Origin of the sequence: Clostridium ljungdahlii (assembly GCF_001636845.1) — a bacterium.
Classification (GTDB): Bacteria; Bacillota; Clostridia; order Clostridiales; family Clostridiaceae; genus Clostridium_B; species Clostridium_B ljungdahlii_A.
Genome location: NZ_LITT01000015.1, coordinates 25465 through 52106, shown reverse-complemented (window position 1 = coordinate 52106; position 26642 = coordinate 25465). Strand labels below are relative to the sequence as shown.

Sequence of the window (26642 nt, the reverse complement as noted above, 5' to 3'; positions counted from 1 at the left end):
GCCACCAAGGGTGGTTGCTGGAAATGTTTTGCGATTGGCGGTCTATTCAGGGCGCGAGTAGCGCTTGCCAGTACCATGCCCTTATAGGGCTTAATCAAGCCACCAGCTTAGCTGGTGGTACTTGACTGCATTAATTTATCAAAAATGTCAGTATACTCTTTTGATTGCTGTGGCGTTAATCGACCATCAATTCTTAATAAAACATTTTTCTTTTGATCCAGATATTGTACTAAAGGTGCCATATTTTTTTCAATATTATCTACATAGTTTTTTCTGGTTATAGCATCTTCACTATTTTTAAAGATTTCAACAGTACAATCAGTGTGAGAATCTTTTGCTCTGCTATCCTTCCAGTTAATTTTTTCTGTGTATTGATGTGGCCTACCTAAAAGTTTATTCTCATCATTATCAGCAGTAGTTACGACTATATCAGTCATATAATTACCTTCTTTAGCTTTCAAAGTATCAACTATGTATTGGGCTGTTATTTTTGGCTTTGGTTTAGGTTTAGGTTTATTACTAGAAGTTGTATTCACAGTATTACCACATCCTACTAAGGCAAATATTAAAAACACACTCATAAAAAATACAGAAATCTTTTTAATTATATTATTATGCATATACATCCCCTCCTAAACAATATTGTAATAATTTATTTACAAATTGTCCATTGCTTATTTATAGTAATATACCAAAATAGACAATATATTAATATTTTGTTACAATATATTTAAAGTTACATAATTAAGGGGGATTTAAGAATGAAAAAAGTTATAGGAATTATAAGTATTGTATTATTTATAATTGTGGCTTTTCAATCATGTGCTGTAGGAGTAGGAAATACATTAGCCAACAACAAAGAGGCTAGTGGGTCTGCAGGTTTATTTTTAGCTTTTTGTATGCTTATTGCGGGAATTATAGCAATTATATCTAAGAATAGTAGAGGTGTAACTATTACGGCAGCAGTATTTTATTTGTTGGCTTTTATTATAGGAATTTCAAATGTAGGAACTATATATAAGGATTTACAAATATGGTCAATACTTAATTTGATATTTGCTGCATTATTGATATTTCATATATTTAAAAATAAGCAATTATATAACAGCAATAAAGATGGAAATGCAAAAGAATAATAAATATAGTGACGTAGAAACTCCAGCCTAAAACTAAGCTGGAGTTATGTTTTTATGCCTATAATTTATTATATTAATTGTGGACTTAATTGGTGGAGGCGAGGGGAATCGAACCCCTGTCCAAAAGCAGAAACATTTGAGCATCTCCGAGTGCAGTCCTTAATTTAAAATTCCCTCCTTCAGACGCCTAAGGACAGGCTTCTGAATTCAGTAGCTTCATAAATTCCGTTCCTAGGTCAAAGCTTTCCTAGGCTCGTTTTCCCGCTATCGGCGCCAGACCCTAGATCGCGGGAAGTCTAGGCTGACGGCTAGCAGACTATGCTGCTAAAGCTAAATTTTCGTTATTATTTTCGTTTATATTTAATCCTATAGTTTTTTTACGCGGGCCCACAGGTTCCCTCGACTCGCTTCTCAAACACATCACACCCCTGTCGAAACCATTGCGCCCCCATGTTGGGTTAAGTGTTTGAATACTTAATACTGCATAATTATTATCTTATGCAGTATTAAATTATATCACCCAGATTGCTATAAGTCAAATATTAAAAAAATGGGAAAAATATTTTTAAAAAATGGGAAAAAATAAGTCGTCACATGACAGAAATAGCATTTATATGAAGATTAATGGAAAACATGTTATAATTAAAATAGATTTGAGTATAAAGTATTTGGAGGAAATATGAGAATAAAAAAACCTAGATTAACTTTACAGACCACTATAACTTTACTTGTTTGTGGCGTGGTGGCCATTTCTCTATTAGTAACAGATGTTCTTATAAGCGCAAAAATATCAAGTAACGCAGAAAAAAATCTATCTAATAAGGCGTCCTATATTGCTAAGATGGTTGCCAATTCACCTACTATAATTGAATCTTTAAGTGATAAGAAGAATGAAAAATCCATTCAAGAACTAGCGAATAAAATAAGAAAATCAACTGATGTAGAATTTGTTGTAGTTACTGACATGAAAGGTATAAGAAAATCACATCCAGATATAAATCAGCTAGGAAAGCATTTTGTTGGTGGTGATGATGTAGAGGCTCTGAAAGGTCATGAATACGTTTCAACTGCTCAGGGGACATTGGGTAAGTCACTTAGAGCATTTGTTCCAATATTTACTGCAGACGGCAAGCAAGTAGGAATGGTTTGTGTTGGTATATTGTTAAACACTGTACAGCAGGCTGTCTGGCAAAGTAGAATGATTATATATTTAGGTATAGGTATAGGGTTTATAGTTGGAGTTATAGGAGCTATGCTGCTTGCCAAAAGCATTAAAAAAACTATGTTTGGATTAGAACCTTGGAAAATTGCAAAGATTTTAGAAGAGCAGAATGCGATGCTTTACTCAATAAGAGAAGGTGTTATAACTGTAGATGAAAACTGCCGAATTACTCTGGTGAATGAAGAGGCTGCTCGGATATTCGACAAAGCAGGCATTACCGACCTTATTGGTGAAAAAGCAGAGGATTGTGTTCCAAATACCAGATTAAATCATGTTCTAAGAACTGGCCAACCAGAATTTGATCAGGTGCAAGATCTTAGAGGAATAAAGATTTTGACCAATCGTACGCCAATTTTAGTAAATAAGAAAATAGTAGGTGCCATATCAACTTTTCGTGATAAAACTGAAATTAAAGTATTAGCAGAACAGCTTACTGGAGTAAAACAATATGCAGATGCACTTAGAGCACAAACTCATGAGTTTATGAATAAACTACATGTTATATTAGGTATGCTGCATATGAAATGCTATGATGAACTTACACACTATATAAGTGGCATTGCAAATAAATACCAGGAACAGATAGGATTTATAATAAGGCATGTAAAGGATCCTGTACTTGCTGGATTTATTTTAGGTAAAATGAGCTATGCTAGAGAAATCAATGTCAAGTTAAAAGTATGCGAAGATTGTTTTATCCCTGAGCCAGAAAATTCTGAGTTAACGCATGAAGTTGTAACTATACTTGGCAACTTACTTGAAAATGCAATGGAAGCTGTAAAGGATTCCAAAGAAAAGATAATAAATTTAACATTGCTATATGAGAAAGAAACTCTGACTATAGAGGTAAATGATAGTGGTTCTGGAATTGATGAAGATACGAAAGAAAAACTTTTTATAAAAGGTTATTCAACAAAAGGAAATGACAGAGGATTGGGTCTCTATTTAGTACAAAAAAGTGTAGAGAGATTAGGCGGCGAAATTGAGATATATTCAGAGGTAGGAAAGGGTACTCTATTTTCAATTTATATACCTTATAAGGAAAAAGAGGAGGGTGTTAAATGATTAATGTCTTAATTGTCGAAGATGATCCTATGGTTGCAGAATTTAATAAAAAATACCTCAGTCAGGTAGGTGGATTTAAATTAAAAGCTGTAGCACATTCCTTTGAGGAAGCTGTAAAAGTTTTAAAAACAAGCGATATACAATTGATTTTATTGGATATATATATGCCTGGATTAAGTGGACTTGAGTTACTATCTCAAGTAAGAAAAATAGGCAAAGAAGTGGATATAATTATTGTATCGGCTGCTTGTGATATTCAAACTATAAAAAAAGCTTTACAATACGGTGCAGTAGATTATTTGATAAAGCCCTTTGAATTTGATAGATTTAACTCAGCATTATCTGCCTATAGAGAAGCACAGAATTTTATGGAACAAAAAAAGGAGCTTAGCCAGACAGAACTTGACCAGCTTATTTTAAATAATCGAGAAGAAAATCAAGTATCTCCACAGCTGCCAAAAGGACTTGATAAGAATACTTTAAAAAAAGTATGGACAAAGGTAATAGAAATGAAAGAAGATACATTTTCAACAAGTGAGATTGCAAGGTATGTTGGAATATCAAGAGTTTCCATGAAGAAATATTTAAGCTTTTTAAATAAACTAGGTGCTCTACAAATGGAAGTTATTTATGGCTCTGTTGGAAGGCCTATTCATAAATATAAATGCATAGACATCGAAAATAGCTATATAAAAAAGTATATATGTTAAGAAAAAGCCTTTAGGTTAAAAACTAAAGGTTTTTTCTTTGCGCAAATTTAAGTTAAAGGTTTTCACTTACTTTAGTTACAAAATTATTTAGAAAGTTTCAATAACTTTATAAATTGCAAGATGAAATTTATAATAAACTTGAAAATAAAGTAATAAAGCAATTATTTTTATAATTTAAATATTGGTTGGAGGTAATATTCATGAATCTAAAAGAAACTGCACTAAAATTTCATAAAGACAATGAAGGTAAAATTGCACTAAAATGCAAAGTGCCGGTTAAAAACAAAGAAGACCTAACGCTAGCATATACACCTGGAGTCGCAGAACCTTGCTTAGAAATTAATAAAAATCCAGAATGCATTTATGACTATACATCAAAAGGAAATTGGGTAGCTGTTGTAACAAATGGTACAGCTGTTCTTGGTCTTGGCAATATAGGGGCAGGTGCAGGGCTTCCTGTTATGGAGGGAAAATCCGTTTTATTTAAAACTTTTGCCGGAGTAGACGCATTTCCAATATGTCTGGAAAGCAAGGATATCAACGAGATTGTAGCAGCTGTAAAACTTATGGAACCAACTTTTGGAGGAATAAATCTAGAGGACATCAAAGCTCCAGAATGCTTTGAAATTGAATCAAAGCTTAAGAAAGTTTGTAATATTCCTGTATTTCATGACGATCAACATGGAACGGCAGTTGTTTCATCAGCCTGTCTTATAAATGCATTAAAGATAGTAAATAAGAAATTCGAAGACTTAAAAATTGTTGTAAATGGAGCAGGAGCAGCAGGAACTGCTATTACAAAACTTCTAATAAAGATGGGAACAAAAAATGTAATACTTTGCGATACTAAAGGTGCTATATACAAGAAAAGACCAATTGGAATGAATAAGTTTAAGGATGAAATGGCAGAAATAACAAATCCTAATCTTCAGAAAGGAACTCTTGCTGATGTTTTAAAAGGTGCAGATGTATTTTTAGGAGTATCTGTAGCTAATTGTGTAACTGAAGAAATGGTAAAGTCCATGAATAAAGATTCAATAATTATGGCAATGGCAAATCCAAATCCAGAGATACTTCCTGATTTAGCTGTAAAAGCTGGAGCTAAAGTGGTATGCACAGGAAGGTCAGATTTCCCAAATCAGGTTAACAATGTACTTGCTTTTCCAGGAATATTTAGGGGAGCTTTAGATGTAAGGGCAAGTGAAATAAATGATGAGATGAAAATAGCTGCAGCATATGCAATAGCAGAACTTGTAAGTGAAGAAGAATTGAAACCAGACTATATAATACCTAATGCTTTTGACTTGAGAATAGCTCCAAAAGTAGCTGCATATGTAGCAAAAGCTGCTATTGATACAGGTGTTGCAAGGAAAAAGGATGCTACTCCAGAGATGGTTGAAAAACATACGAAAACTTTGCTTGGAATTTAATATGTGAGGATATGAAAACAAGGGGGAATTTACGTGCAAGATACAATTAACATGCCTAAATCTGAAAATAATAATTTTATTTCAAAATTTGTAAATTATAAAGTGGGGGTTACACCTCTTCCAATATTTATTGTACTGGCAGCAATAATCTATTTTGCTTCAGTAACTAAAAAACTTCCAGCAGATATGATTGGTGGTTTTGCCATAATCATAGTTTTGGGAACATTTTTCGGAGACCTTGGATCAAAGCTTCCAGTGTTAAAAAATATTGGTGGTGCTGCAATTTTATCAATAATAATACCTTCTATGATGGTATATTTTAAACTGCTTAATACAACATCTATCAAAGCGATTACCGGAATAATGAAAAATTCTAACTTCTTATATTTATATATTTCATGCTTGGTTGTAGGAAGTATACTAGGAATGAATAGGAAGGTACTGATAAAAGGTTTTGTCAGGATGTTTGTCCCTCTAGTTGTAGGAACTATTGTGGCAATTGCAGGTGGAATGTTAGTAGGATTATTATTTGGATATAAGCCAGGTTATACTTTCTTCTACATTGTAGCTCCTATACTTGATGGAGGAATTGGAGAAGGAATATTGCCACTAACTATGGGATATTCAGAAATTTTACACCAACCTCAAAGTCTCCTTATTGCAAAACTAGTTCCAGCAGCAGTACTTGGCAATATTGTTGCTATAGTAAGTGCTGGAGTATTGAAACGTTATGCTGAAAAGAGACCAGATCTTACTGGTAATGGACTGTTAGTAAAGACAAAAGAAGATAATGAAATACTTGCAGAACAAAAAGCTGAAAAACCTGTTGATTTTAAACTTATGGGAAGCGGACTTTTAATTGCTTGTACTTTTTATGTATTTGGTCTTTTAACTAGTCCATTTATAGGAATACCGGCACCTATCATCATGATATTTACTGCAGCAATAGTTAAGTGTTTTAACTTGATACCACCAGAAACAGAACAAGGCGTTCATCACTTATATAAATTTGTATCATCAACTTTGACTTATCCATTGTTAGTTGGTATTGGTGTATTATATACTCCATTTAGTGATTTGGTTAGAGCAATCACACCAGCATACATCATTATTTGTATTTCCATAGTTTTATCAATGATGGCATCAGGGTTTTTCGTTGGTAAGTTTATAAATATGTATCCAATTGAATCTTCTTTAGTTACAGCATGCCACAGTGGCCTTGGTGGTACAGGTGATGTAGCAATCTTGTCTTCAGCAAATCGTATGGAACTTATGCCATTTTCACAAATATCTACAAGAATTGGCGGAGCATCTATGGTTGTTATAGCAACATTGCTGCTTAAAATGTTTAGTTAATAAATTAATTTAGGGAGAAGTCATTATATATTGTTAATGACTTCTCCCATTTTAAATATTTCTATTTTGCTGAGTTCTTTTTACTGTTTTTATTATGATTTTGTCCTTCTTCAGTAATAGGTATCTGGCCTTTACTTTTTTTAGCTCTTGCCTTTTTGTTATCAGGCTGACTGTCCTTTGTCATTTATATTACCTCCTAAATTAATCCTGCTTTTTTATTTCCAGTTTTAGCTTTTCCCTGGATTTCTTTTACAGGCTTTACAGTATTTCTATTAGATTTCATCTTTTTATTACTTTCAGTACCATGAGGGTCACTTGGATCGGGCCTTCTCATTCCTGCTTTAGCCATAAAAATACCCTCCTTAGATTCAAAATACATAGTTATTTTTAGCATTGAATAAGAAAATATACACATAATAAGCAGAGATATTATTCATCAATAAATCTTACTTAGTAGGATAAAATATATGAATGATTAATAAAAAAGAGGTGGCAAGGTATGAAGAAAAAATTAAGCATTTTTATGTGCACTATGTTTCTAGTATCTTTACTTGGAGTACCTATAGTATATTCCAAGGAAGTTACAGGAATGCAAAGTGAAAATGTACAGCTTAAACAAATACAAAATAAAAATGTACAGCTTAAAATAGACTCTAAAAGGAAAGATAAGCTTCCTAAGAGATTCAGAAAAACTACAGATAACATTAAAACTTATGGTAAATCTATAAATTTAAAAGGACTATCTTCACTAAATGCCTCAGGCAGCGCACAGTTTACAGGGCAGAATATAAAAATGGTGAAAGAAGAAATAGGTGATGTACCTATATTAGTAGTAGATTTAAGGGAAGAGTCTCATGGTTTTATAAATGATTTGGCAGTTAGCTGGGTAGGAGAAGAAAAAAATAATGGAAATAAGGGACTTACTAAGGAGCAGGTATTAAAGGATGAAAGCGAAAGGTTAAAGGGTATCAAATTAAATGAAGAACTTGATATTGATAAAAAAGAAATAATTCCAACTAAAGTTCAAGATGAGAGGGAACTGGTAGAAGAAAATAAGATGTCCTATGTAAGAATACCTGTTACAGATACAGAAGGACCTACAGATGAAATGGTGGACTATTTCATAAGTATTGTAAAGAAAACTCCACCAGGTACATGGATGCATTTTCACTGCAAAGCTGGAATTGGAAGGACTACTACTTTTATGACAATGTACGATATCATGAAAAATGCTAAAGATGTAAGTCTAGAAGATATAATGGAGAGACAGATTTTGCTTGGAGGTAAAAATTTGCTTAAGCCTTCTTATAAAGTTGGCAGCAAGTCTTCGGAAAGATCTGAATTTATAAAGAAATTCTATGAATATGCAAAAGAAAATAAGGATAATTTTAATACCAGTTGGTCCCAGTGGCTAAAAAACAATAAAGATTCAGTTAAAGACTTAGATTAGGAGGTCCTATAGGTTGAAATATGAAAATAACATATTTGTCAAGATACTTGTACTTATGTGTATATTTTTTATGACAATAAACCCAAATGTGGTTTTCGCGAATAATTCAAAACATAGCTTGAATGAAGATTTACAGAAGGACAATAAAAAAATAATTTACTTGACTTTTGATGATGGACCTAGCAAACTTACAGATCAGTTTCTAGATATACTAAAGGAAAACAATATAAAGGCAACATTTTTTCTCATAGGTAATCAAATACAAGATAATGAGCAGGTAGTAAAGAGAATATATAGTGAGGGCCACAGTATAGGTCTTCACACATATACTCATAAATATAGGAAAATATACAGAAATGGTGACAGTTTTATAGATGAAATGAATAAATCTAATGAAGTAATAAAGAAAGTTACAGGGAAGGAAAGTCACTTAATAAGATTTCCAGGAGGGAGCAGGAAGCACCTAAATAAAAACTTTTTAGAAAAATTGCACAATAATAAGTTCAAAATATATGATTGGAACATACAGGCACCTGATGGAATTAACCCCAAAATTCCACCTTATAAACTAGTTAAAGAGGCTACTAAAGACCCAGACAAACACAATCCGGTAATACTTTTAATGCACTGCGATTATATGCATAAGAATACTTGCACTGCGCTGCCTCAAGTAATAAGTTATTACAAATCCCATGGCTATGAATTTAAGCCTATAACAGAAAATACAGAGGAACTTTATTTTCCGATAAAAACTAATAAGGCTTCTATATTTTTAGAAAAGTTATTTAAAAATTGACTTTTAAGTTAGAAAACCTAAAGAGACTTAGAATATGTATGATGTACGAGTTTATCTAAGTCTCTTTAGGTTTTTAAAATAATTTCTAAAAATTTAAAAAAATAAGAAGGAATTTTATATTTTCTATAGTTTATAACATATATAAATACATATGAACATATATAAACAGTATAAAACGAATTGTATGTTTGATTATAACAAAGGACTGCTTTTAAGGACTCACAGTGGAGCAGTATATAAAAACATTATAAATTATGAAGTATCATATATGGACAAGCAAGTAGCAAACAAAAATGAGAAATAGGAGGGTATATATGCCAAATGTTTTAGTGATGGCTGATGATTTTACAGGTGCAAATGATACAGGGGTACTACTTAAGACAAAGGGATTAAATGCTATTTCTTTTTTGAGAAGTGATGATGTGAAAAATTTTCATAATGATGAAGATGTTTTTTGTATAAACACAGACACTAGAGATAAGGAAAAGCAGTATTCATATAACTTGATTAAAAGTATAACCCATGAATTTAAAGATCAAGTTAAAGTTATAAGTAAAAGAATAGATAGTACCTTGAGAGGAAATGCAGGCAGTGAAATAGATGGTGTATTAGATGAATTGGAGAAAGAATATAAAGCTGTTGTAGTAGCTTCTTATCCTTTGTCAGGACGAATTTGTATCGGGGGATATGTTCTTGTAAATGGAGTACCCTTAGAAAAAACTAATGCTTCAAGGGATATTAAAACCCCAGTAAAATCATCTAATGTAATTGATATTATAAAATCTCAGAGTAGTAAAAGTGTTGGATATATATCTTTGGAAAAAGTTTTAAAAGGAAGGAATTTTTTAAGTAGAGAAATACAAGATGATTCTAATGAAATAATTGTTATAGATGCAGTAACAGATGAGGATATTAGAACTATAGCTGATGCATGTGTATCGTCACATCAGAAAATTGTATGTATAGACCCAGGACCTTTTACAGCATATTTTTCATTAAATTTGTTAACGTCAGGTAGAGAAGATTTTTGTAGAAGCTTAATGGTTGTAGGGAGTACTACAGATTTAACTAGAAAGCAAATAGAATATTTTAAAGAACATAAAAATATACTTATTTATAACGTAGACGTGAGCAATTTAATAGATAATTTTGAAGATGAATTGAAAAAGGCGTTAAGTTATTTTAAGCAAAATTATAAGAAGTATAAGTATCTGTGCATAAGTACTTCTTTAGAAAAAGGTGAAATTAAGGATAAAGCTGGTATGAGTACACCTTATATTATATCAGATAGATTAAATAAGATAGCAAAAGATATACTAACTGTAAAGGATTTCGATATTAACCTTGCTTATTTAACTGGAGGAGATATAAGCCAGGAGTTTTTGAAAAATATAAATTCAATTGGTGTGGAAATAATAGATGAAATAATTCCTCTTGCAGTGTATGGAAAAGTAGTAGGAGGGGAGTTTGATGGATTAAACATAGTAACTAAAGGAGGACTAATTGGAAATGAAACATCTGCAGACTTTATATTGTCTGCTGTAGAAAAAAACGTTAAAGGTGGTAGTAAAAATGAATAAAAAAATTGTAGCAATACCAATAGGGGATATAGCAGGTGTAGGACCTGAAATAGTAGTTAAATCTCTTAACAAAAAAATTATTTATGATAAAGTGAACCCTCTAGTAGTAGGAGAATTGAGGGCAATAAAAAGGGCCTTAGAAATAACTAACATAAATTTAAAAATAAATGTTGTGGATAAAGTAGAAAAGGCGAAATTTGGATTTGGAACGATTGATTTGATGGATCTAAATAACGTAAACGGATATGAAATAAGATTTGGAGAGGTACAAGCAAAGGCAGGAAAAGCAGCTTTTGAATTTATTAAAAAATCTGTAGAGCTTGCAGGGGAACATATGGTAGATGCTATAGCAACTACTCCTATAAATAAAGAAGCTCTAAAAGCTGCAAAAATAAATTATATTGGACATACTGAAATATTGGCTGGTCTTACAAGTACAGATGATCCTATGACCATGTTTCAAGTACGTAACTTAAGGGTGTTTTTTTTGACCAGGCATTTATCACTTAAGGATGCTGTAAATTCTGTAAAAAAGGATAAGGTTTATGAATACATTCTAAAATGCAGTAAGGGACTTATGCAGCTGGGAGTGAAAAATCCTAAGATTGCGATTGCAGGATTGAATCCTCATGCAGGGGAGCACGGACTTTTTGGAATGGAAGAAGTTCAGGAAATCGTTCCTGCGGTAGAAGATGCAAGAAAAAAAGGGGTAGATATAGAAGGACCTATAGGAGCAGATTCAGTATTTTATAAGGCATTAAAAGGTACCTACGATGCAGTAATATCACTATATCATGATCAAGGTCATATTGCTACAAAAATGGTAGACTTTGAAAAAACTATTTCTATAACTGTGGGACTGCCTTTTATAAGGACATCTGTTGATCACGGTACAGCTTTTGATATTGCAGGTAAAAATATTGTAAGTTCAGTAAGTATGGAGGAAGCAATTAAGTTGGCTTATAAATATGCCGAGGTGTACAAATAAAAACTTAGTTTTCTGTGCTAACTCATTTAAAACATACTATAATATAAAACTTTAAGTATAGAGAACTAGTTTATATAAAAATAAATTATAAGAAAGGATATGGTGTGAACATGGGGACATCAAAAAGATGGGTGAGAATTATACCCATAGCATTTGTAATGTATATGACTGCTTATATGGATAGAATAAATGTATCTATGATACTTCCATATATAGATAAGTCATTTAATTTGACAAGTGCAGATATGGGTATAGCCTCAGGAATATTTTTTGTAGGTTATATGGTACTGCAGATACCAGCTGCTATACTAGCAGATAAGTGGAGTGCCAAAAAAGTTGTATTTATACTGATTATGCTTTGGAGTATAGTTGCTATGTGTACAAGTTTAGTACAAAGTAAAGCTCAGCTATTTGCATTAAGGTTACTTTTAGGAGTATTTGAAGGTGGTGTATGGCCGTCAGTTTTAGTACTGCTTGCTAAATGGTTTCCGTCAGGAGAAAGAGCTCGTGCTAATGCTTTTTGGATGATTAACATGCCGTTATCTGCTGTTATTATGGCACCTATTACAGGATGGCTTATATCTATAACAAGCTGGCGTATGGTATTTTTAATTGAAGGACTTTTACCTCTTATTTGGGGATTTGTATGGTGGTTTACAATATCTGATAGTCCAGCTGACGCTAAATGGGTGTCTGACGATGAGAGAAAATATGTAGAAGATACAATTGCGAAAGAAAATGAAAATAAACCTAAAGCTACTGGATATGGTTCAGCTTTTAAAAATCCAACAGTTATATTGCTTTTGGTTGCCTACTTTTTCTGGATGTCTGGCTTTTATGGATATACTATGTGGGTGCCGAGTGTTGTAAAAGGCTTTAAAGGACTTAATTCTTCTGCAGTAGGACTTATAAGTGCAATACCTTTTATTTTTGCAATGGCATCTATGGCTGTTAACTCTTCTTTATCTGATAAGAGACATCAAAGGGAAACACATGTTGCTATACCTCTTTTAATTGGAGCATTTGGACTTATTGGAGGACAATATTTTGCACATACGGCTGTAGGAAAAATGATATTCTTAATTATAGCAGCTATAGGGGTATATGGACCTTATGGACCATTCTGGGCTATACCTACAGATATATTAAGACCTGAGCTTGCAGCAGCAGCTATGGGACTTATAAATGCTCTTGGAAACTTAGGAGGATTTTTAGGACCTTATATTGTAGGGTGGATTCAAGGAAAATTTGGAGGATTCTTAGGATTTGTTGTTTTAGGAATATTCTTAATGATTACGGCTGCTATTTCTATGGTAATTAAGTCTAGAAGAAGTGCTGCCAAACAAAATGTAGTGGTTTAATTAAAATGTTGTACTAGTAGTATTATAGGGGGAATTAAAATTGAGAATACTTCTTGCTCCAGATTCTTTTAAAGGAAGTTTGTCTTCAAAAGATGTTTGCAGTGCCCTTAGAGAAGGAATACTCAGGGTATCTCAGATGGATATAATGGAAGTTCCTATTGCAGATGGAGGAGAAGGCACAGTAGATGCAATTGTTTCATCTACAAAAGGTACAGAATATTTCCAAAAAGTTGATGGACCTTTAGGAGAAAAAATAAAAGCTCATTACGGAATATTAAAAGATAAAACTGCAATTATAGAAATGGCCTCGGCTTCAGGATTATATCTTGTACCTGAAAATAAAAGGAATCCACTTATAACTACATCTTATGGAACTGGACAGCTTATAGAAAGTGCTTTAAACAAAGGATGTAGAAAGTTTATAATTGGAATAGGAGGAAGTGCCACAAATGACGGTGGTGTAGGTATGCTGCAGGCTTTAAGTGCAAGTTTCTTAGATGAATGTAATAGGGAGATTGGTTATGGAGGCGGATGCCTTGATAAGCTGGCAAGGGTGGATTTAAGCAATTTAGATGGCAGAATATATGAAAGTGAATTTATTGTGGCATCGGATGTGGTTAATCCTCTATGTGGTAAAAATGGTGCATCTTTTGTGTATGGACCTCAAAAAAATGCATCGCCTGAAATGGTAAAATTGCTGGATGATAATTTAATGCATTACTCTGAGGTTGTGAAGAATACTCTCAATAAGGATTTATCACAAACTTCAGGAGCAGGTGCTGCAGGTGGAATGGGATTTGCACTTATGGCCTTTTTAAACGCTAAATTAGAAAAAGGTATAGATGTTGTAATTGATATTACTGGAATGGAAGATAAAATAAGAGCCAGTGATTTAGTTATAACAGGAGAAGGAAACACTGATTTTCAAACTGCTTTTGGAAAGGCTCCTCTAGGTGTTGCAAAACTAGCTAAAAAATACAATAAGCCTGTAATTGTATTGTCCGGTGGTCTTGGAGATAATTATAAGAGCTTATATGATATTGGTGTTACTTCCTTATTTAGCATCATAGATAAACCTATGCCGCTGGGATATTCTATGAAGCATGCATCTGAATTAATAAAGGATAGAATAGAAGATATTATAAGAACAATAGTAGGAGTTTTAAACTAAAATTTGACTTATACTAAATCATATAATGACAAATTGCGTCACCTTAAAAATTTTAGTAAGTCTAAAGTTCGGTATTTTGAAAAGCTAAGAAGCTTAGCTAAACTCGTGCCTCAAACATATCTAAGCTTCTAAGATTTTCTAAAATACCTCACTAAGACTTACAAAAAAATTTTTAAAAGTGCCTTCAATTTTGTCATTATATTTCATGTATAAGTCTAAATTTCAATTGAAAACTCTATGTGGGTATTCTAGCTTAAAATCAACTTATACGCAGGCATATTTTTACAATGCTGAAGCTCTTTTAAATATTTTGTATATAAGTCTTGGAAAAAATTCGTAAAAACTTAGAACTTTTGAATTGTCTGAGGTACGAGTTTTCAAAAGTTCTTAGCTTTTTTAGAATTTTTTACTTAGACTTATCAAAATATTTAACGAGCTGAAGGTTGTAAAAGATATCCGGAGTATAAGTTGATTTTTGCTTAGATTCCCCTATAGAGCTTATTCCCTGATATTATTTTTCATAATATCCATAAATGTATCTGGTGGAACAACTTTTATTTTAGGATTTTTATTTAACTCGGTTATTACTTTTTCTACGTCTTTCATAGATTTAGTCCATGCATGAACGTACACAAATGTATAGGCCTCAGGTTTAGATATGTTGGTGTAGCCTTTATTAACGTAATTGTTTATGTTACTTATAAGGGCATCTTCCTCTTCCAGTCCAGACCAGAGTATATCTCTGCAGGATACCACTGGTTTTCCATTGCTCCATACAATTTTACCTTTATAGTCATTTTGCTTGCTATAATTAAGGTAGAATATACCGTCAACATTTGAACAAGTAGTGTATTTATCCCATAATTTAGTATCATAAAGTGACCAGTCATCCAAAACTGATACATACCTTTCATCTACATCTGCCATATAATTGTTTAATCTTTTCAGATATGCATTTAAAGAATCTTCCTTAAATTTACTAGGGTACATATAACCATTGCCAGAAGGTGATACTACAAAGTTATCTCTATAAGGAATTGAAGATGCATTTTTATAATACAGTTTAAAGACAGTAGGTGCTAGTTCATACATAGAAGGACTTATGCTGAAGCCCATATTAAACTTACCTCTTTTAGATGAGTTGTACCATTTTTCAGATCCATAATTACTTCCGAGGTTCCACTGCTGGTTATCTCCATCTGACATTATAAAAGTTACGTAGTGCATAGGTTGAGAAAAAAATTTTTTATCAGGTTTTACACTGCTTTTTTGTGTTAAAGGTATTGATGGAAAGGCACTTAACACTGTTAAATTGTAAGACCAATCTGAAGGAACCATACTTACTCCATTTTTAGAGGCTGCACTTACATTACCATGTTCGTCAGGCCCCCACCCAAGGCACGTAGAGTCCTTTTTCATAGACCCAAAAACTTTATCTCTTAGTGAGAAATCTTTTAAATCATCCTCATAAAACACTAAACATTTACTCATGATGCCATAATCTCTAAGAGGAGCATTTTTATTTGGAGACAGCTGAATTACAACGGAATGGTTTAGTCCTGAATTCCATAAATTATTATAAGCCCAATATTTATCGGTGTTTACACAATCGCCCTGCATTTTAATTCCTGCACTTTTAGCCTTATCTTCTATAGATTTATCTATAACTATAGAATTTTTTAATGCTGCAAGAGAGCAGGCGTTGTTAATGGAAGGGTTTTTTTCAGGATAACTGCTGTAAAGTACATATCCAGATACTAGTGATTTAAATTTATCTAGCAAATACCAGGGATCTTTTACTGTGGTATAGGTTACCCCGTAATTTGTTTTTAAATCATCCAGCCATATTTTGTAATCAGGTTGATTTTTATTTAAAGTATATATTTGAGAATTTGACTTATTTGATATTACTCCTTGAAGGGTGACTATCATAGTTTTTTCTGCAGGAGTTAGATCATTTTGGTAAATTACATAAAGGTGATGTGGTATTTTCGAGTTTTTTACATAATAAGGCTTGCCTAAAAAAGCATGTACATTTGGGATAAATATACCAAATAAAAAAATAGAAAGAATTAGTACAATAGATTTTTTAAATTTCATATGAATTTACCTCCTAATTTTATTATGCAGTTTTTTGGTTAGTTTATTAGAGATTTGATTTGGTAAAGTATAGCAGCAGCTGTTTAAAAAATAGGAATATTTTTAGACGCATAATATTTGGAGAAACTCTAATTTTAAAAAATATATTGACAATAAATTTCCTGTATTCTATTATATAGAAAGAGTTTAATTAAATATAGTGATATGCAAAGAAGAGGACTAGTAGAAATGATATTTTTTTAAGAGAGGAAACGGGTGGTGAAAGTTTCTAAATGTACATTTTGAACCTACCTTTGAGTTCTGTTAGAATACAGCGGTAATTGCCGTTATAATTTATAGTTGAGAGAATATGTTTAATATTTTAAATATATTAATCAGGGTGGTACCGCCGACGTAACCTCGGTCCCTTTTGGGATTGGAGGCTTTTTTATATTTAAAGGAAAAAGTAGCTATACTAGATTCAAATTTTGGAGGTAATTAGAATTGAGTAAAAAGATGGTAGAACAAATAACATCAAGAGATGAAGATTTTGCACAGTGGTACACAGACATTGTAAAAAAAGCAGAATTAGCTGATTATTCAAGTGTAAGAGGCTGTATGATAATACGTCCTTATGCCTATGCTATGTGGGAAAATATTCAGAGTTATTTAGACAAGAGATTTAAGGAAACAGGACATCAGAATGTATATATGCCTTTATTTATTCCTGAAAGTCTTCTTCAAAAGGAAAAGGATCATATAGAGGGATTTGCGCCAGAAGTTGCCTGGGTAACTCACGGTGGTAATGAGGAACTTGCAGAAAAATTATGTGTTCGTCCAACATCAGAAACATTATTTTGTGAACATTATGCTAAGATAGTTCAGTCTTATAAAGACCTGCCTAAGCTTTACAATCAATGGTGTTCTGTAGTTAGATGGGAAAAGACTACAAGACCTTTCCTTAGAACTACAGAATTTTTATGGCAGGAAGGTCATACTATACATGAAACTAAGAAGGAAGCCCAAGAAGAGACTACAAGGATGCTAAATGTATATGCGGATCTTTGTGAAAAAGTACTGGCTATTCCAGTATTAAAGGGACAGAAAACTGACAGTGAAAAATTTGCAGGAGGAGAAGCTACATATACTATAGAAGCACTTATGCATGATGGAAAGGCACTTCAGGCTGGTACATCCCATTACTTAGGACAGAACTTTGCAAAATCTTTTGGAATGCAGTATTCAGATAAAGAAGGAAAGCTTCAATATGTATACCAGACTTCCTGGGGTGTAACAACCCGTCTTTTAGGAGCAATTATAATGGTACATGGTGATGATAATGGGCTTGTAGTTCCACCTAGAATAGCTCCTACTCAGGTAATTATAGTACCTATAGCACAGCATAAAGAAGGAGTACTGGATAAGGCAAATGAGCTAAAAGATAGAATAGCTAAATTTGCAAGAGTTAAACTTGATGACAGCGATAAAATGGCTGGATGGAAGTTTAGTGAATATGAGATGAAGGGAGTTCCTATACGTCTTGAAGTAGGACCAAAGGATATTGAGAAAAATCAAGTTGTACTTGTAAGAAGAGACAGTGGAGAAAAGATGATAGTATCCATGGATAACTTGGAGAAGGATATACCAGATTTTTTAGATAAAATTCATGACGGTATGTTTGAAAAGGCAAAAAATCTTATAGAAAACAATACAAATAATGCTGTAAATATGGAAGAGTTTAAAGATATAATGGAAAATAAAATAGGTTTTGTAAAGGCTATGTGGTGTGGAGACGCTAAATGCGAAGAAAAAATTAAAGAAGTTACTGGTGCATCTTCAAGGTGTATTCCATTTGAACAGGAACATATTTCAGATACCTGTGTGTGCTGTGGTAAAAAAGCTGATAAATTGGTTTATTGGGGAAAAGCATACTAAAATATATTTAATATAATACTTTAATTTGTGGAAATACTATCAAAATTTTGATGGTATTTCTTTTTGGTGAATAAATTTAGTGATTACTTACAAACATTATAGGCATTTGGTTAAAAATAACTTTAAAAATATTTTGTAAATACTAGTAGGAAAAAGAGTATTTATTGCTATAATATAAATAGATCACGAGTTGAAATAAAGTGGAGGCTTACATATGTTTAATAGCAAAAAATTTAAAGGTAACAAATTCAAATATGTTGTTTATTATTCACTATTAGCTGTTATAATTGTGTTTATAGTTAATGAATACTCTAGTCAATTAAAATATGAGCACATAAAATATAGTGATTTTATAAATTATATTAACCAAAATAAAATATCTAATGTACAAATATCAAAGGATAGGCTAATAATAATCCCTAAGGATAAGGATAAAGCTCACAAAGGGAAAATACTTTATACTGAAAGGGTAGATGATCAGGATTTAATTAAAAAGTTAAATAATGCAAAAGTTCAGTATGAAGGTGTGTCACAAGAAAGCGCTATAATGAAAAGTCTCTTTATGAATTATGTTTTACCTCTAAGTATAATTATATTTTTTGGAAGTATTTTAATGGGAAGACTAGATAAAAAAATGGGCAGTGGAGTTATGTCCTTTGGAAAGAATACTGCTAAAATATATGCGGAAAATGAAACTGGCGTGAACTTTAATGATGTGGCAGGGCAGGAAGAAGCTAAAGAGTCTCTCATTGAAATAGTTGATTTCTTGCATAACTCTCAAAAATATGTATCAATAGGTGCAAGGCTTCCTAAGGGGGCACTTCTTGTAGGACCACCTGGAACAGGAAAGACTCTTCTTGCGAAGGCTGTAGCAGGAGAAGCTAAAGTCCCATTTTTCTCTATATCAGGTTCTGCTTTTGTAGAGATGTTTGTAGGTATGGGTGCATCTAGAGTTAGAGATTTATTTAAACAGGCACAGGAAAAGGCTCCTTGCATAGTATTTATAGATGAAATAGATGCTATAGGTAAAAGTAGAGGTGGCAATGTATCTGGAAATGATGAGAGGGAGCAAACATTGAATCAACTTCTTGCAGAGATGGATGGATTTGATTCTTCTAAAGGAGTTGTAATTTTAGCAGCTACCAATAGACCGGAAGTACTTGATAAGGCACTTTTAAGACCTGGAAGATTTGATAGGAGGGTTATAGTAGATAGGCCTGATTTAAAGGGAAGAGAAAGTATACTTAAAGTTCATACTAAGGGAGTTAAAGTTTCAGAAGCTGTAGATTTAAATTCTATAGCAAAATCGACTCCTGGAGCTGTAGGAGCAGATTTGGCTAATATGATAAATGAAGCTGCTTTAAGGGCAGTAAAAAACGGTAGAGAAGAAGTAATTCAGGAAGACTTAGAAGAATCAGTAGAAGTAGTTATGGCTGGAAAAGAAAAGAAGGATAGAATTTTATCTGATGCTGAAAAAAGAGCTGTTGCTTTTCATGAAGTAGGTCATGCACTTGTAGCTGCATTATTAAAACATACGGATCCTGTACATAAGATAACTATAGTTCCGAGGACCATGGGTGCACTAGGCTATACTATGCAGCTTCCTACAGAAGAAAAATATCTTGTTAGCAAGGAAGAAATGATAGATAAGATATGTGTCATGCTAGGGGGAAGATCTGCAGAAGAAGTAGAGCTTAATAGCATATCTACAGGTGCATCTAATGATATCGAAAGAGCTACAGAAACAGCTAGGAGCATGGTGACTATGTACGGAATGACAGATAGATTTGATATGATGGGTTTAGAGTCAATGCAGGATAGATATTTGGATGGAAGACCGGTGCAAAATTGTAGTGCGGAAACGGCCTCAATTATAGATGATGAAACCTTGAACATAATAAAAGAATGCCATGAAAAGGCAAGAAGTATTATTAAAGAGAATAAGAATTTACTCATAAAGATATCTGAAAGTTTAATTGAAAAAGAGACCCTAATGGGAGAGGAATTTATGGGTATAATAAAAGAATATAATGACAAAAAACAGGAAACTCAGGATACAAAACTCTGATTATGGACTAATCTAAGGCATTTGAAAGAAAATAGGCTAGCTTATTAGTTATTTCTTTGAAAATGCCTAATGGTTAACTTATGAAATGGAGATAGTAATATGTATAGAGACGATTTAAAAAAGGAATTGGAGAAAGAAGTCGAGCTGAATCTTGAAAGGGAAAAATTAAAAGAAGTCTTAAAGGAAATTGAGACACAAATTTTAGAATATATTGAGATTAGAAAAAAAGTAATAGATTATATTTTAAAACTAAGAGAAAAAGATTTGGAACAGTACGAAGATGATGAAGACAAAGTTATAGAATATTTTAACCATGAAATGTACGAAAAGGAAGAACAGTATAGGTTAGTAAATAAAAGTATAAAAGAACTTACTATATTGAGCAATTCACCTTATTTTGGAAAGGTAAGGTTTCAGGATAATTATGGAGAGGAAGAAATATACATAGGTAGGTTTGGTGTGACAGGGAGGAAAAGTTACGAACCTATTGTAATTGACTGGAGATCACCTGTATCTGCTTTGTTTTATGCAGGTAAACTCGGAACCGTAAAATATACATCTCCTATGGGAGAGGTAGAAACAGAAGTGCTTTCTAAGAGACAATTTATTATAAAAAAATCTAATCTAGTAGGTATGTTTGATTCAAGCATAGATGTAAAAGATGAAATCCTACAAATGGTACTTAGCAAAAATGCTGGTGAAAAGTTAAAAGATATTGTAATGACTATACAAAAAGAACAGGACAATTTAATAAGACAGCCTAGAACAGGAGCTATTGTGGTAAATGGAGTAGCAGGAAGTGGAAAAACTACTATAGCACTGCATCGAGTAGCTTACTTATTATACAATTATAGAAAGGTTCTTCAAGGAAAGGTACTGATATTAGGTCCTAATAGCATATTTATAGATTATATTTCACTTGTACTTCCAAGTTTAGGAGAGGAAAAGGTTACTCAAACTACTTTCAGAGAATTTGCAGAGGATATGCTAAATGTACCTTATATAATGGATTTTAAGGATTATATGGAAAAAGTATTAAGTCACCAAAAAGATTTTTCTGAAGAAATTAGGTATAAGGGTTCTTTACAATATGTGCAGGATATAGATAATTTTATTGGCAGTTTGGAAAAAGATTGTTTTACAATAGAGGATGTGTTTTTTTACGATAAACTTATAATATCTGGAGAAGACATAGATAAGATGCTTAATTATTATTTTAAAGATATGCCTCTGTTTAAGAGAAGTGCCAGGATAAAAAGAGTCATATACTCAAAAGTAAGGGATGAAAGAAACAGGCTAATAATATCTATACAAAACGAATATGAAAATAAGGTGAAGAGTCTAACGGAAAGTGAACTAAATGATTGTGGAAATGAGCTGGAGTACAAAAGACGAAATGATATAAGAGATGTAATAAAAGAAGTAATTAATATCAAAAAAAATAAGTTAATCTGGCTTAAAAATCCTGATGTAATTACATTATACAATGATTTTAATGGAAATAAACTGTTGATTTATGATGACTTAGCTCCTATTTTATATTTAAAAATAAAGTTGGAAGGGTTAAGATATAGAGATGAAGTAAGACATATAGTGATAGATGAAGCACAAGATTATTCCCCACTACAGTTTCGGGTTATTTATGAACTTACAAAGTGTAAATCTTTTACTATAGTAGGAGATATCAATCAGAAAATTATATTTTCAAAAGAGACACCTGCTGTGGAGAAACTGGAAAACATACTCCCAGATTTAGAGATAAAGCGTTTTTCATTAAATAAAAGCTATAGATCTACAAATGAAATAATTGATTATGCCAATAAATATCTAGAGGGGGATAAAACCGTACCCCTAGTTAGAAGTGGAAAAAAAGTTGTGGAAAAAAGGGTAGATAATTCCAAAGAACTTGTGGACAAAATACTCGATAATGTTGTAAAATTAAAAGAAAGAGGTTATGAAAGTATAGCCATAATTTGCAGGGATTTAAAAGACACGGAAGCTATAGGTAATTTAATAAAATCAAGAATTCATATAAATGTGCTTGATAGAGAAGATATGATTTATTCCAGCGGCGAAGTTATACTTCCAAGTTATTTTGCCAAAGGTTTAGAATTTGACGCGGTTATAATGATAGATACCTGTGAAAAAAATGAAAATAAATTAAAATATATAATGGCTACAAGGGCGCTGCATGAATTATATGTGTATAAGACTTCCTCGATTAATTAAAAGTTTACTGAGCTTCAGGTTTAAATCAATTATCCTGAAGCTCAATGTTTTGTAAAGGAGATATGAGCTGTGGGGGATAAATTATTAGAATCAATTGAAAAAGCTGAATTGAATCATACACTTGATAAAAGTGAAATAGTTGAATTATTTAACAGTAACGAGCATAATGAAGAACTTTTTAAAGCGGCAGACAGGGTAAGAAAAAAATATGTAGGGGATGAAGTACATTTAAGAGGACTTATAGAATTTTCTAATATATGCAAAAGGAATTGCATGTACTGTGGACTTAGACGTGATAATAAAAATATTAAAAGGTATAGAATAGAGCCGGATAAAATAATTGAATTAGCAAAAAAAGCAGTAGGATACGGCTACAAAACAGTTGTTTTGCAGTCTGGAGAAGACGATTACTATACTGTAGATAAGCTTAAATACATAATATCAAATATAAAAAAAATTGACATAGCTGTAACTCTCAGCATAGGTGAAAAAACTTTTGAAGAGTATAGAGCTTTTAAAGAAGCTGGAGCAGATAGATATTTAATAAGAATAGAAACTACGGACCCGGAATTGTATGCAAAAATGGACCCTGGCATGAGCTATGAAAATAGAAAGCGATGCTTGAAAGATCTTGGAAAGTTAGGGTATGAAGTTGGTACAGGATGTCTTATAGGTCTTCCTGGCCAAACTTTTGAGTCGCTTGCAGAGGATATATTATTTTTTAAAGAAATAGATGCAGATATGGTAGGAGTAGGACCTTTTATTCCAAATGCAGATACACCTTTAAGAGATGAAAAAGGTGGAACGTTTATAAATGCTCTTAAAGTTATGGCTATAAGCAGACTGATTATGCCAGATATTAATCTTCCTGGTACAACAGCTATGGAAACTTTAAATCCAAGAGGAAGGACTATAGCGCTTCAGAGTGGAGCTAATGTAGTTATGCCAAATGTAACGGAAGGTGTGTATAGAAAACTTTATGCACTCTATCCAGGCAAAATTTGCACAGGTGATACTCCTGCCCACTGCAGAGATTGTATAACTGGTAAAATAATTACCATAGGAAGGGTCATATCTGGTTCTAAAGGATTTAGAGTAAAAAATAGTTGAAATCATTAAATATTTGTGATAAACTTAGAACAATTTAATAAATTAGTTACCTTAGGGTAGAGGTGCTGTAACTATCAGTATTTATTTTTAGTCGGCGGACGTTGAAAAATAAAGAAAGGAGCTGCAGCCGAAAAAACTAGTTTGGCGAAACTGTTTTTGGCTTTGTACATAATATGTTCAAAGTTGTCATTGAAAAGGCATATTCATTTTATATAACTTAATGGATATACTTTTAGTGGAGAGCTACAAAGGTACACGACCATGCATATTTGTGCAGTATAGGTGTTGTGTCCCTTTACTGCACTATTTTTTTACAATCAACAATTTAGGGAGGAGTATTATGGCGATTATTGTTCAGAAATATGGAGGGAGTTCAGTAGGAACTCCAGAGAAGATAAAAAATGTAGCAAAGACGGTAGTTAGTAGGGTTGAAAATGGAGACAGTCTAGTAGTTGTAGTATCAGCTATGGGAGATACTACAGATGACTTAATAGCCCTTTCCAAAAAAATTACAGATACCCCAGATAAGAGAGAATTAGATGCACTTTTGTCTACTGGTGAAATGATGTCCTGTGCACTGCTTGCTATGGCTATCAAAGATTTAGGATGTGATGCTGTGAGTTATACAGCTTATCAAATTGGTATAAAAACTAGTGGTCAATACGGCAAATCTCTTATATGTGATATAAATGGAGAAAAAATAAAGAAAAGTTTGGATGAAGGAAAAGTTGTAATTGCAGCAGGTTTCCAGGGTATAAATGATAGAGGAGATATAACTACTCTGGGAAGGGGAGGATCAGATACCTCAGCTGTTGCAATAGCTGTAAAACTAAAAGGAAGTTGTGAAATATATACAGATGTAGATGGCATATACAGTGTAGATCCTAGAAAATATAAAGATGCTAAAAAGCTAGATGAAATAGATTATGAGGAAATGCTTGAACTTTCAAGTTTAGGTGCTCAAGTTATGCATTCTAGATCCATAGAATTAGCTCAAAAGTATAATATACCTGTATATGTGGGATTAAGCAATAGTGATATAAGAGGAACAGTTATTAAGGGGGTAGATAGTATGAATTTAGAGAGTAAACCAGTAACAGGACTTGCAACAAGTGATGAAGATGCAGCAATAACGCTAACAAATATTGATAACGACATAAACATTATTTCCAATTTATTTGAGAAGATAGCAGAAAAGAGAGTAAATGTAGATATGATAAGCCAAACTGCACCTGTAAGTGGAAAGGTGAATATATCATTTACTGTACCAAAAGTTGATTTAAAAGATTGTCTTACTATTTTAAAAAGCTATTTCAATGAAGAAACTAAGGTTGATATAGATGAAAACATTACTAAATTTTCAATAGTTGGTATAGGAATGAAAACTACTTCTGGAGTAGTTGCAAAGATGCTTAAATTATTTAAAGAAAACAATATAGGTGTAAAGATGATAACTACATCTGAGATAAGAATTACTTGTGCTATAAAACAAGAAGATAAAATGAAAACTATAAACGTAGTAGCAAAAGAATTTAATTTATAGTTTTATTCGGGTAAAATTTATTGATAGTTATTATAAATCTTGACGTATATTCGGAGTATGCTTATGAAATTAGAAGCATATTTAAAAGCTTTTAGGAGGAAACCAGTGTGAAAATGATGGGTAGTATGGAAATAAGAAACAATGTTTTATACATTGGTGGGATGAGTACGGGGGAATTAGTGAAAGAATTTAAGACTCCTCTCTATGTAATGGATGAAGAATTAGTAAGGGATAGGTGCAGAAGATATTACAAATCTTTTGAGGCAGATAAAGCTAATAAGGTCACTTATGCAGGTAAAGCCTTTTTGACTTTGGCTATGTGTCAGATAATAAACAGTGAGGGATTGTATTTGGATGTAGTATCAGATGGAGAATTGTATACTGCACTAAAAAGCGGATTCCCTATGGAAAAGGTCTATTTTCATGGAAATAATAAAACCTTAGATGAAATAGATATGGGAGTAAAACTGGGAGTAGGTAAGTTTGTAGTAGATAATTTGTATGAGATGGAAAAGATAAATTCTACAGCAAAGAAATATGGTAAAATACAAGAAATACTCCTTAGAGTGACACCAGGAATAGAGGCTCATACCCATGACTATATAAAAACTGGTCAAATAGATTCTAAATTTGGATTTACAATGTTAAATGATGAAGTTATGAATATAATAAAAAGTGCAGTTGATTTTCCTAATTTAAAATTCGCGGGAATCCACTGTCATATAGGCTCTCAAATATTTGAAACCAAACCTTATGAAGATGAAGTTGAAATTATGTTAAATCTAGTTAAAAAAATAAAAGATAAATTGGGCTGTGAAGTAGAAGAATTAGACCTTGGTGGAGGATTTGGAATATACTATACTGAAGGGGATAAACCTAAATCTGTAGAAGATTTTTGTAGTATTATACTTCAAAAGGCAAAGGAAAAGGCTAAAGATCTTGATTTAAAACTTCCTACTCTTGTGATAGAACCTGGCAGGTCTATAGTTGGCAATGCGGGAACAACGCTTTATACCGTAGGATCTATAAAGAATATTCCAGGTGTAAGAAAATATGTATCTGTAGATGGAGGCATGGCGGACAATATAAGGCCGGCTTTGTATGGTGCAAAGTACGAATGTGTTTTAGCAAATAGAGTAAATGATAGTTTGACAGAGATAGTTACCATAGCGGGAAAATCCTGCGAATCGGGAGACATATTGATAAAAGATGTGGAGCTCCCGGAAAGCAAAAGCAGTGACATATTAGCTGTGTTTACCACAGGAGCTTATGGATATTCTATGTCTAGTAATTATAATAAGATTCCAAAACCTGCAGTAGCTTTGGTAAAGGAAGGAAAGGCAAGGCTAATTGCTAAAAGACAAACCTTTGATGATCTAATAGAAAATGAAATAATGTTATAATTTAAATCCA

General features: G+C 32.5%; 21 protein-coding genes, 1 other RNA gene, 1 riboswitch and 1 other annotated feature. Of the genes, 17 read left to right on the top strand and 5 right to left on the bottom strand.

The features are described 5' to 3' along the window. Window positions 1–107 precede the first annotated feature (107 nt). Window positions 108–620 carry a hypothetical protein gene (locus tag WY13_RS08500; RefSeq protein WP_063555267.1) on the bottom strand — a complete coding sequence of 171 codons (513 nt, stop codon included), beginning with the start codon at window positions 618–620 and terminating at the stop codon, window positions 108–110. Between the two features lie 141 nt (window positions 621–761). Here WY13_RS08500 and WY13_RS08495 point away from each other — a divergent pair, with 141 nt between their 5' ends. After that, on the top strand, window positions 762–1136 hold the full coding sequence (locus tag WY13_RS08495; protein WP_063555266.1) for a hypothetical protein: 375 nt from the start codon (window positions 762–764) through the stop codon (window positions 1134–1136). Window positions 1137–1226: 90 nt separating this feature from the next. Here WY13_RS08495 and ssrA read toward each other — a convergent pair. Next, window positions 1227–1586, bottom strand: a transfer-messenger RNA (tmRNA) gene (gene ssrA / locus WY13_RS08490). Window positions 1587–1815: 229 nt separating this feature from the next. Here ssrA and dcuS point away from each other — a divergent pair. The 4 genes from dcuS to WY13_RS08470 all read left to right on the top strand — a co-directional run bounded on the left by dcuS (window position 1816) and on the right by WY13_RS08470 (window position 6919). Further along, window positions 1816–3423, top strand: coding sequence for a DcuS/MalK family sensor histidine kinase (gene dcuS / locus WY13_RS08485; RefSeq protein ID WP_063555265.1), 1608 nt, complete (start codon window positions 1816–1818; stop codon window positions 3421–3423). Beyond that, window positions 3420–4133 carry a response regulator gene (locus WY13_RS08480; protein WP_063555264.1) on the top strand — a complete coding sequence of 238 codons (714 nt, stop codon included), beginning with the start codon at window positions 3420–3422 and terminating at the stop codon, window positions 4131–4133. Before dcuS ends, WY13_RS08480 begins: the two co-directional genes overlap by 4 nt. Window positions 4134–4333: 200 nt before the next feature. Next, window positions 4334–5563: an NAD(P)-dependent malic enzyme gene (locus WY13_RS08475; protein ID WP_063555263.1), complete on the top strand. Its 1230-nt coding sequence runs from the start codon at window positions 4334–4336 to the stop codon at window positions 5561–5563. A 33-nt stretch (window positions 5564–5596) separates the two neighbouring features. Beyond that, complete coding sequence (locus WY13_RS08470; RefSeq protein ID WP_204377956.1) at window positions 5597–6919, top strand: 2-hydroxycarboxylate transporter family protein; 1323 nt, start codon at window positions 5597–5599, stop codon at window positions 6917–6919. Window positions 6920–6980: 61 nt separating this feature from the next. Here the strand turns inward: WY13_RS08470 and WY13_RS22080 are convergent, their stop codons facing one another. Next, on the bottom strand, window positions 6981–7103 hold the full coding sequence (locus tag WY13_RS22080) for a hypothetical protein (protein WP_278321780.1): 123 nt from the start codon (window positions 7101–7103) through the stop codon (window positions 6981–6983). 12 nt (window positions 7104–7115) lie between these two features. Then, window positions 7116–7268 (bottom strand): hypothetical protein, encoded by a 153-nt coding sequence (locus tag WY13_RS21355; RefSeq protein ID WP_013240447.1) that lies wholly within the window; start codon window positions 7266–7268, stop codon window positions 7116–7118. Window positions 7269–7418: 150 nt separating this feature from the next. On the opposite strand from WY13_RS21355, the gene WY13_RS08465 reads away from it, so the two are divergent. From WY13_RS08465 to WY13_RS08440, 6 genes are all read left to right on the top strand, one after another. Next, window positions 7419–8369, top strand: a complete 951-nt coding sequence (locus tag WY13_RS08465; RefSeq protein WP_063555262.1) for a fused DSP-PTPase phosphatase/NAD kinase-like protein — start codon at window positions 7419–7421, stop codon at window positions 8367–8369. A gap of 55 nt (window positions 8370–8424) precedes the next feature. Continuing rightward, on the top strand, window positions 8425–9165 hold the full coding sequence (locus tag WY13_RS08460) for a polysaccharide deacetylase family protein (RefSeq protein WP_192845012.1): 741 nt from the start codon (window positions 8425–8427) through the stop codon (window positions 9163–9165). Between the two features lie 314 nt (window positions 9166–9479). Further along, window positions 9480–10745, top strand: a complete 1266-nt coding sequence (locus WY13_RS08455) for a four-carbon acid sugar kinase family protein (protein ID WP_063555260.1) — start codon at window positions 9480–9482, stop codon at window positions 10743–10745. Beyond that, window positions 10738–11733 (top strand): 4-hydroxythreonine-4-phosphate dehydrogenase PdxA, encoded by a 996-nt coding sequence (gene pdxA / locus WY13_RS08450; RefSeq protein WP_063555259.1) that lies wholly within the window; start codon window positions 10738–10740, stop codon window positions 11731–11733. Before WY13_RS08455 ends, pdxA begins: the two co-directional genes overlap by 8 nt. 110 nt (window positions 11734–11843) lie before the next feature. Then, a complete protein-coding gene (locus tag WY13_RS08445) occupies window positions 11844–13094 on the top strand; it encodes an MFS transporter (RefSeq protein WP_063555258.1) in 1251 nt (416 codons plus the stop codon). A gap of 40 nt (window positions 13095–13134) precedes the next feature. Next, complete coding sequence (locus WY13_RS08440) at window positions 13135–14265, top strand: glycerate kinase (protein WP_063555257.1); 1131 nt, start codon at window positions 13135–13137, stop codon at window positions 14263–14265. Between the two features lie 498 nt (window positions 14266–14763). Here WY13_RS08440 and WY13_RS08435 read toward each other — a convergent pair whose 3' ends face one another. After that, window positions 14764–16365, bottom strand: coding sequence for a GxGYxYP domain-containing protein (locus tag WY13_RS08435; RefSeq protein WP_156499003.1), 1602 nt, complete (start codon window positions 16363–16365; stop codon window positions 14764–14766). Window positions 16366–16565: 200 nt separating this feature from the next. Next, window positions 16566–16776, top strand: a binding site (T-box leader). 84 nt (window positions 16777–16860) lie between these two features. Here WY13_RS08435 and proS point away from each other — a divergent pair. The 6 genes from proS (at window position 16861) to lysA (ending at window position 26632) form a co-directional block, all read left to right on the top strand. Then, entirely contained in the window at window positions 16861–18279 is a 1419-nt protein-coding gene (proS, locus tag WY13_RS08430) for a proline--tRNA ligase (RefSeq protein WP_063555268.1), read from the top strand. Window positions 18280–18493: 214 nt separating this feature from the next. Further along, window positions 18494–20347, top strand: a complete 1854-nt coding sequence (ftsH, locus tag WY13_RS08425; RefSeq protein ID WP_063555255.1) for an ATP-dependent zinc metalloprotease FtsH — start codon at window positions 18494–18496, stop codon at window positions 20345–20347. A 99-nt stretch (window positions 20348–20446) separates the two neighbouring features. Further along, window positions 20447–22576: a HelD family protein gene (locus WY13_RS08420; protein WP_063555254.1), complete on the top strand. Its 2130-nt coding sequence runs from the start codon at window positions 20447–20449 to the stop codon at window positions 22574–22576. 69 nt (window positions 22577–22645) lie between these two features. After that, window positions 22646–23686 (top strand): [FeFe] hydrogenase H-cluster radical SAM maturase HydE, encoded by a 1041-nt coding sequence (gene hydE, locus WY13_RS08415; RefSeq protein WP_063555253.1) that lies wholly within the window; start codon window positions 22646–22648, stop codon window positions 23684–23686. A gap of 49 nt (window positions 23687–23735) precedes the next feature. Beyond that, window positions 23736–23940: riboswitch (Lysine riboswitch) on the top strand. A gap of 86 nt (window positions 23941–24026) precedes the next feature. Continuing rightward, complete coding sequence (locus WY13_RS08410) at window positions 24027–25229, top strand: aspartate kinase (protein ID WP_063555252.1); 1203 nt, start codon at window positions 24027–24029, stop codon at window positions 25227–25229. 116 nt (window positions 25230–25345) lie between these two features. After that, window positions 25346–26632, top strand: a complete 1287-nt coding sequence (gene lysA / locus WY13_RS08405) for a diaminopimelate decarboxylase (protein ID WP_431602449.1) — start codon at window positions 25346–25348, stop codon at window positions 26630–26632. The last annotated feature ends 10 nt before the right edge of the window (window positions 26633–26642 follow it).

Bases quoted from the DNA above. Each gene is read 5' to 3' on its own strand.
- proS (WP_063555268.1), top strand. From the start codon at position 16,861: ATGGTAGAACAAATAACATCAAGAGATGAAGATTTTGCACAGTGGTAC.
- WY13_RS08460 (WP_192845012.1), top strand. From the start codon at position 8,425: ATGTGTATATTTTTTATGACAATAAACCCAAATGTGGTTTTCGCGAAT.
- ftsH (WP_063555255.1), top strand. From the start codon at position 18,494: ATGTTTAATAGCAAAAAATTTAAAGGTAACAAATTCAAATATGTTGTT.
- WY13_RS22080 (WP_278321780.1), bottom strand. From the start codon at position 7,103: ATGACAAAGGACAGTCAGCCTGATAACAAAAAGGCAAGAGCTAAAAAA.
- WY13_RS08495 (WP_063555266.1), top strand. From the start codon at position 762: ATGAAAAAAGTTATAGGAATTATAAGTATTGTATTATTTATAATTGTG.
- pdxA (WP_063555259.1), top strand. From the start codon at position 10,738: ATGAATAAAAAAATTGTAGCAATACCAATAGGGGATATAGCAGGTGTA.
- WY13_RS08480 (WP_063555264.1), top strand. From the start codon at position 3,420: ATGATTAATGTCTTAATTGTCGAAGATGATCCTATGGTTGCAGAATTT.
- lysA (WP_431602449.1), top strand. From the start codon at position 25,346: ATGGGTAGTATGGAAATAAGAAACAATGTTTTATACATTGGTGGGATG.
- dcuS (WP_063555265.1), top strand. From the start codon at position 1,816: ATGAGAATAAAAAAACCTAGATTAACTTTACAGACCACTATAACTTTA.
- WY13_RS08435 (WP_156499003.1), bottom strand. From the start codon at position 16,365: ATGAAATTTAAAAAATCTATTGTACTAATTCTTTCTATTTTTTTATTT.
- WY13_RS08475 (WP_063555263.1), top strand. From the start codon at position 4,334: ATGAATCTAAAAGAAACTGCACTAAAATTTCATAAAGACAATGAAGGT.
- WY13_RS08410 (WP_063555252.1), top strand. From the start codon at position 24,027: ATGGCGATTATTGTTCAGAAATATGGAGGGAGTTCAGTAGGAACTCCA.
- WY13_RS08420 (WP_063555254.1), top strand. From the start codon at position 20,447: ATGTATAGAGACGATTTAAAAAAGGAATTGGAGAAAGAAGTCGAGCTG.
- WY13_RS08445 (WP_063555258.1), top strand. From the start codon at position 11,844: ATGGGGACATCAAAAAGATGGGTGAGAATTATACCCATAGCATTTGTA.
- WY13_RS08465 (WP_063555262.1), top strand. From the start codon at position 7,419: ATGAAGAAAAAATTAAGCATTTTTATGTGCACTATGTTTCTAGTATCT.
- WY13_RS21355 (WP_013240447.1), bottom strand. From the start codon at position 7,268: ATGGCTAAAGCAGGAATGAGAAGGCCCGATCCAAGTGACCCTCATGGT.
- WY13_RS08455 (WP_063555260.1), top strand. From the start codon at position 9,480: ATGCCAAATGTTTTAGTGATGGCTGATGATTTTACAGGTGCAAATGAT.
- WY13_RS08500 (WP_063555267.1), bottom strand. From the start codon at position 620: ATGCATAATAATATAATTAAAAAGATTTCTGTATTTTTTATGAGTGTG.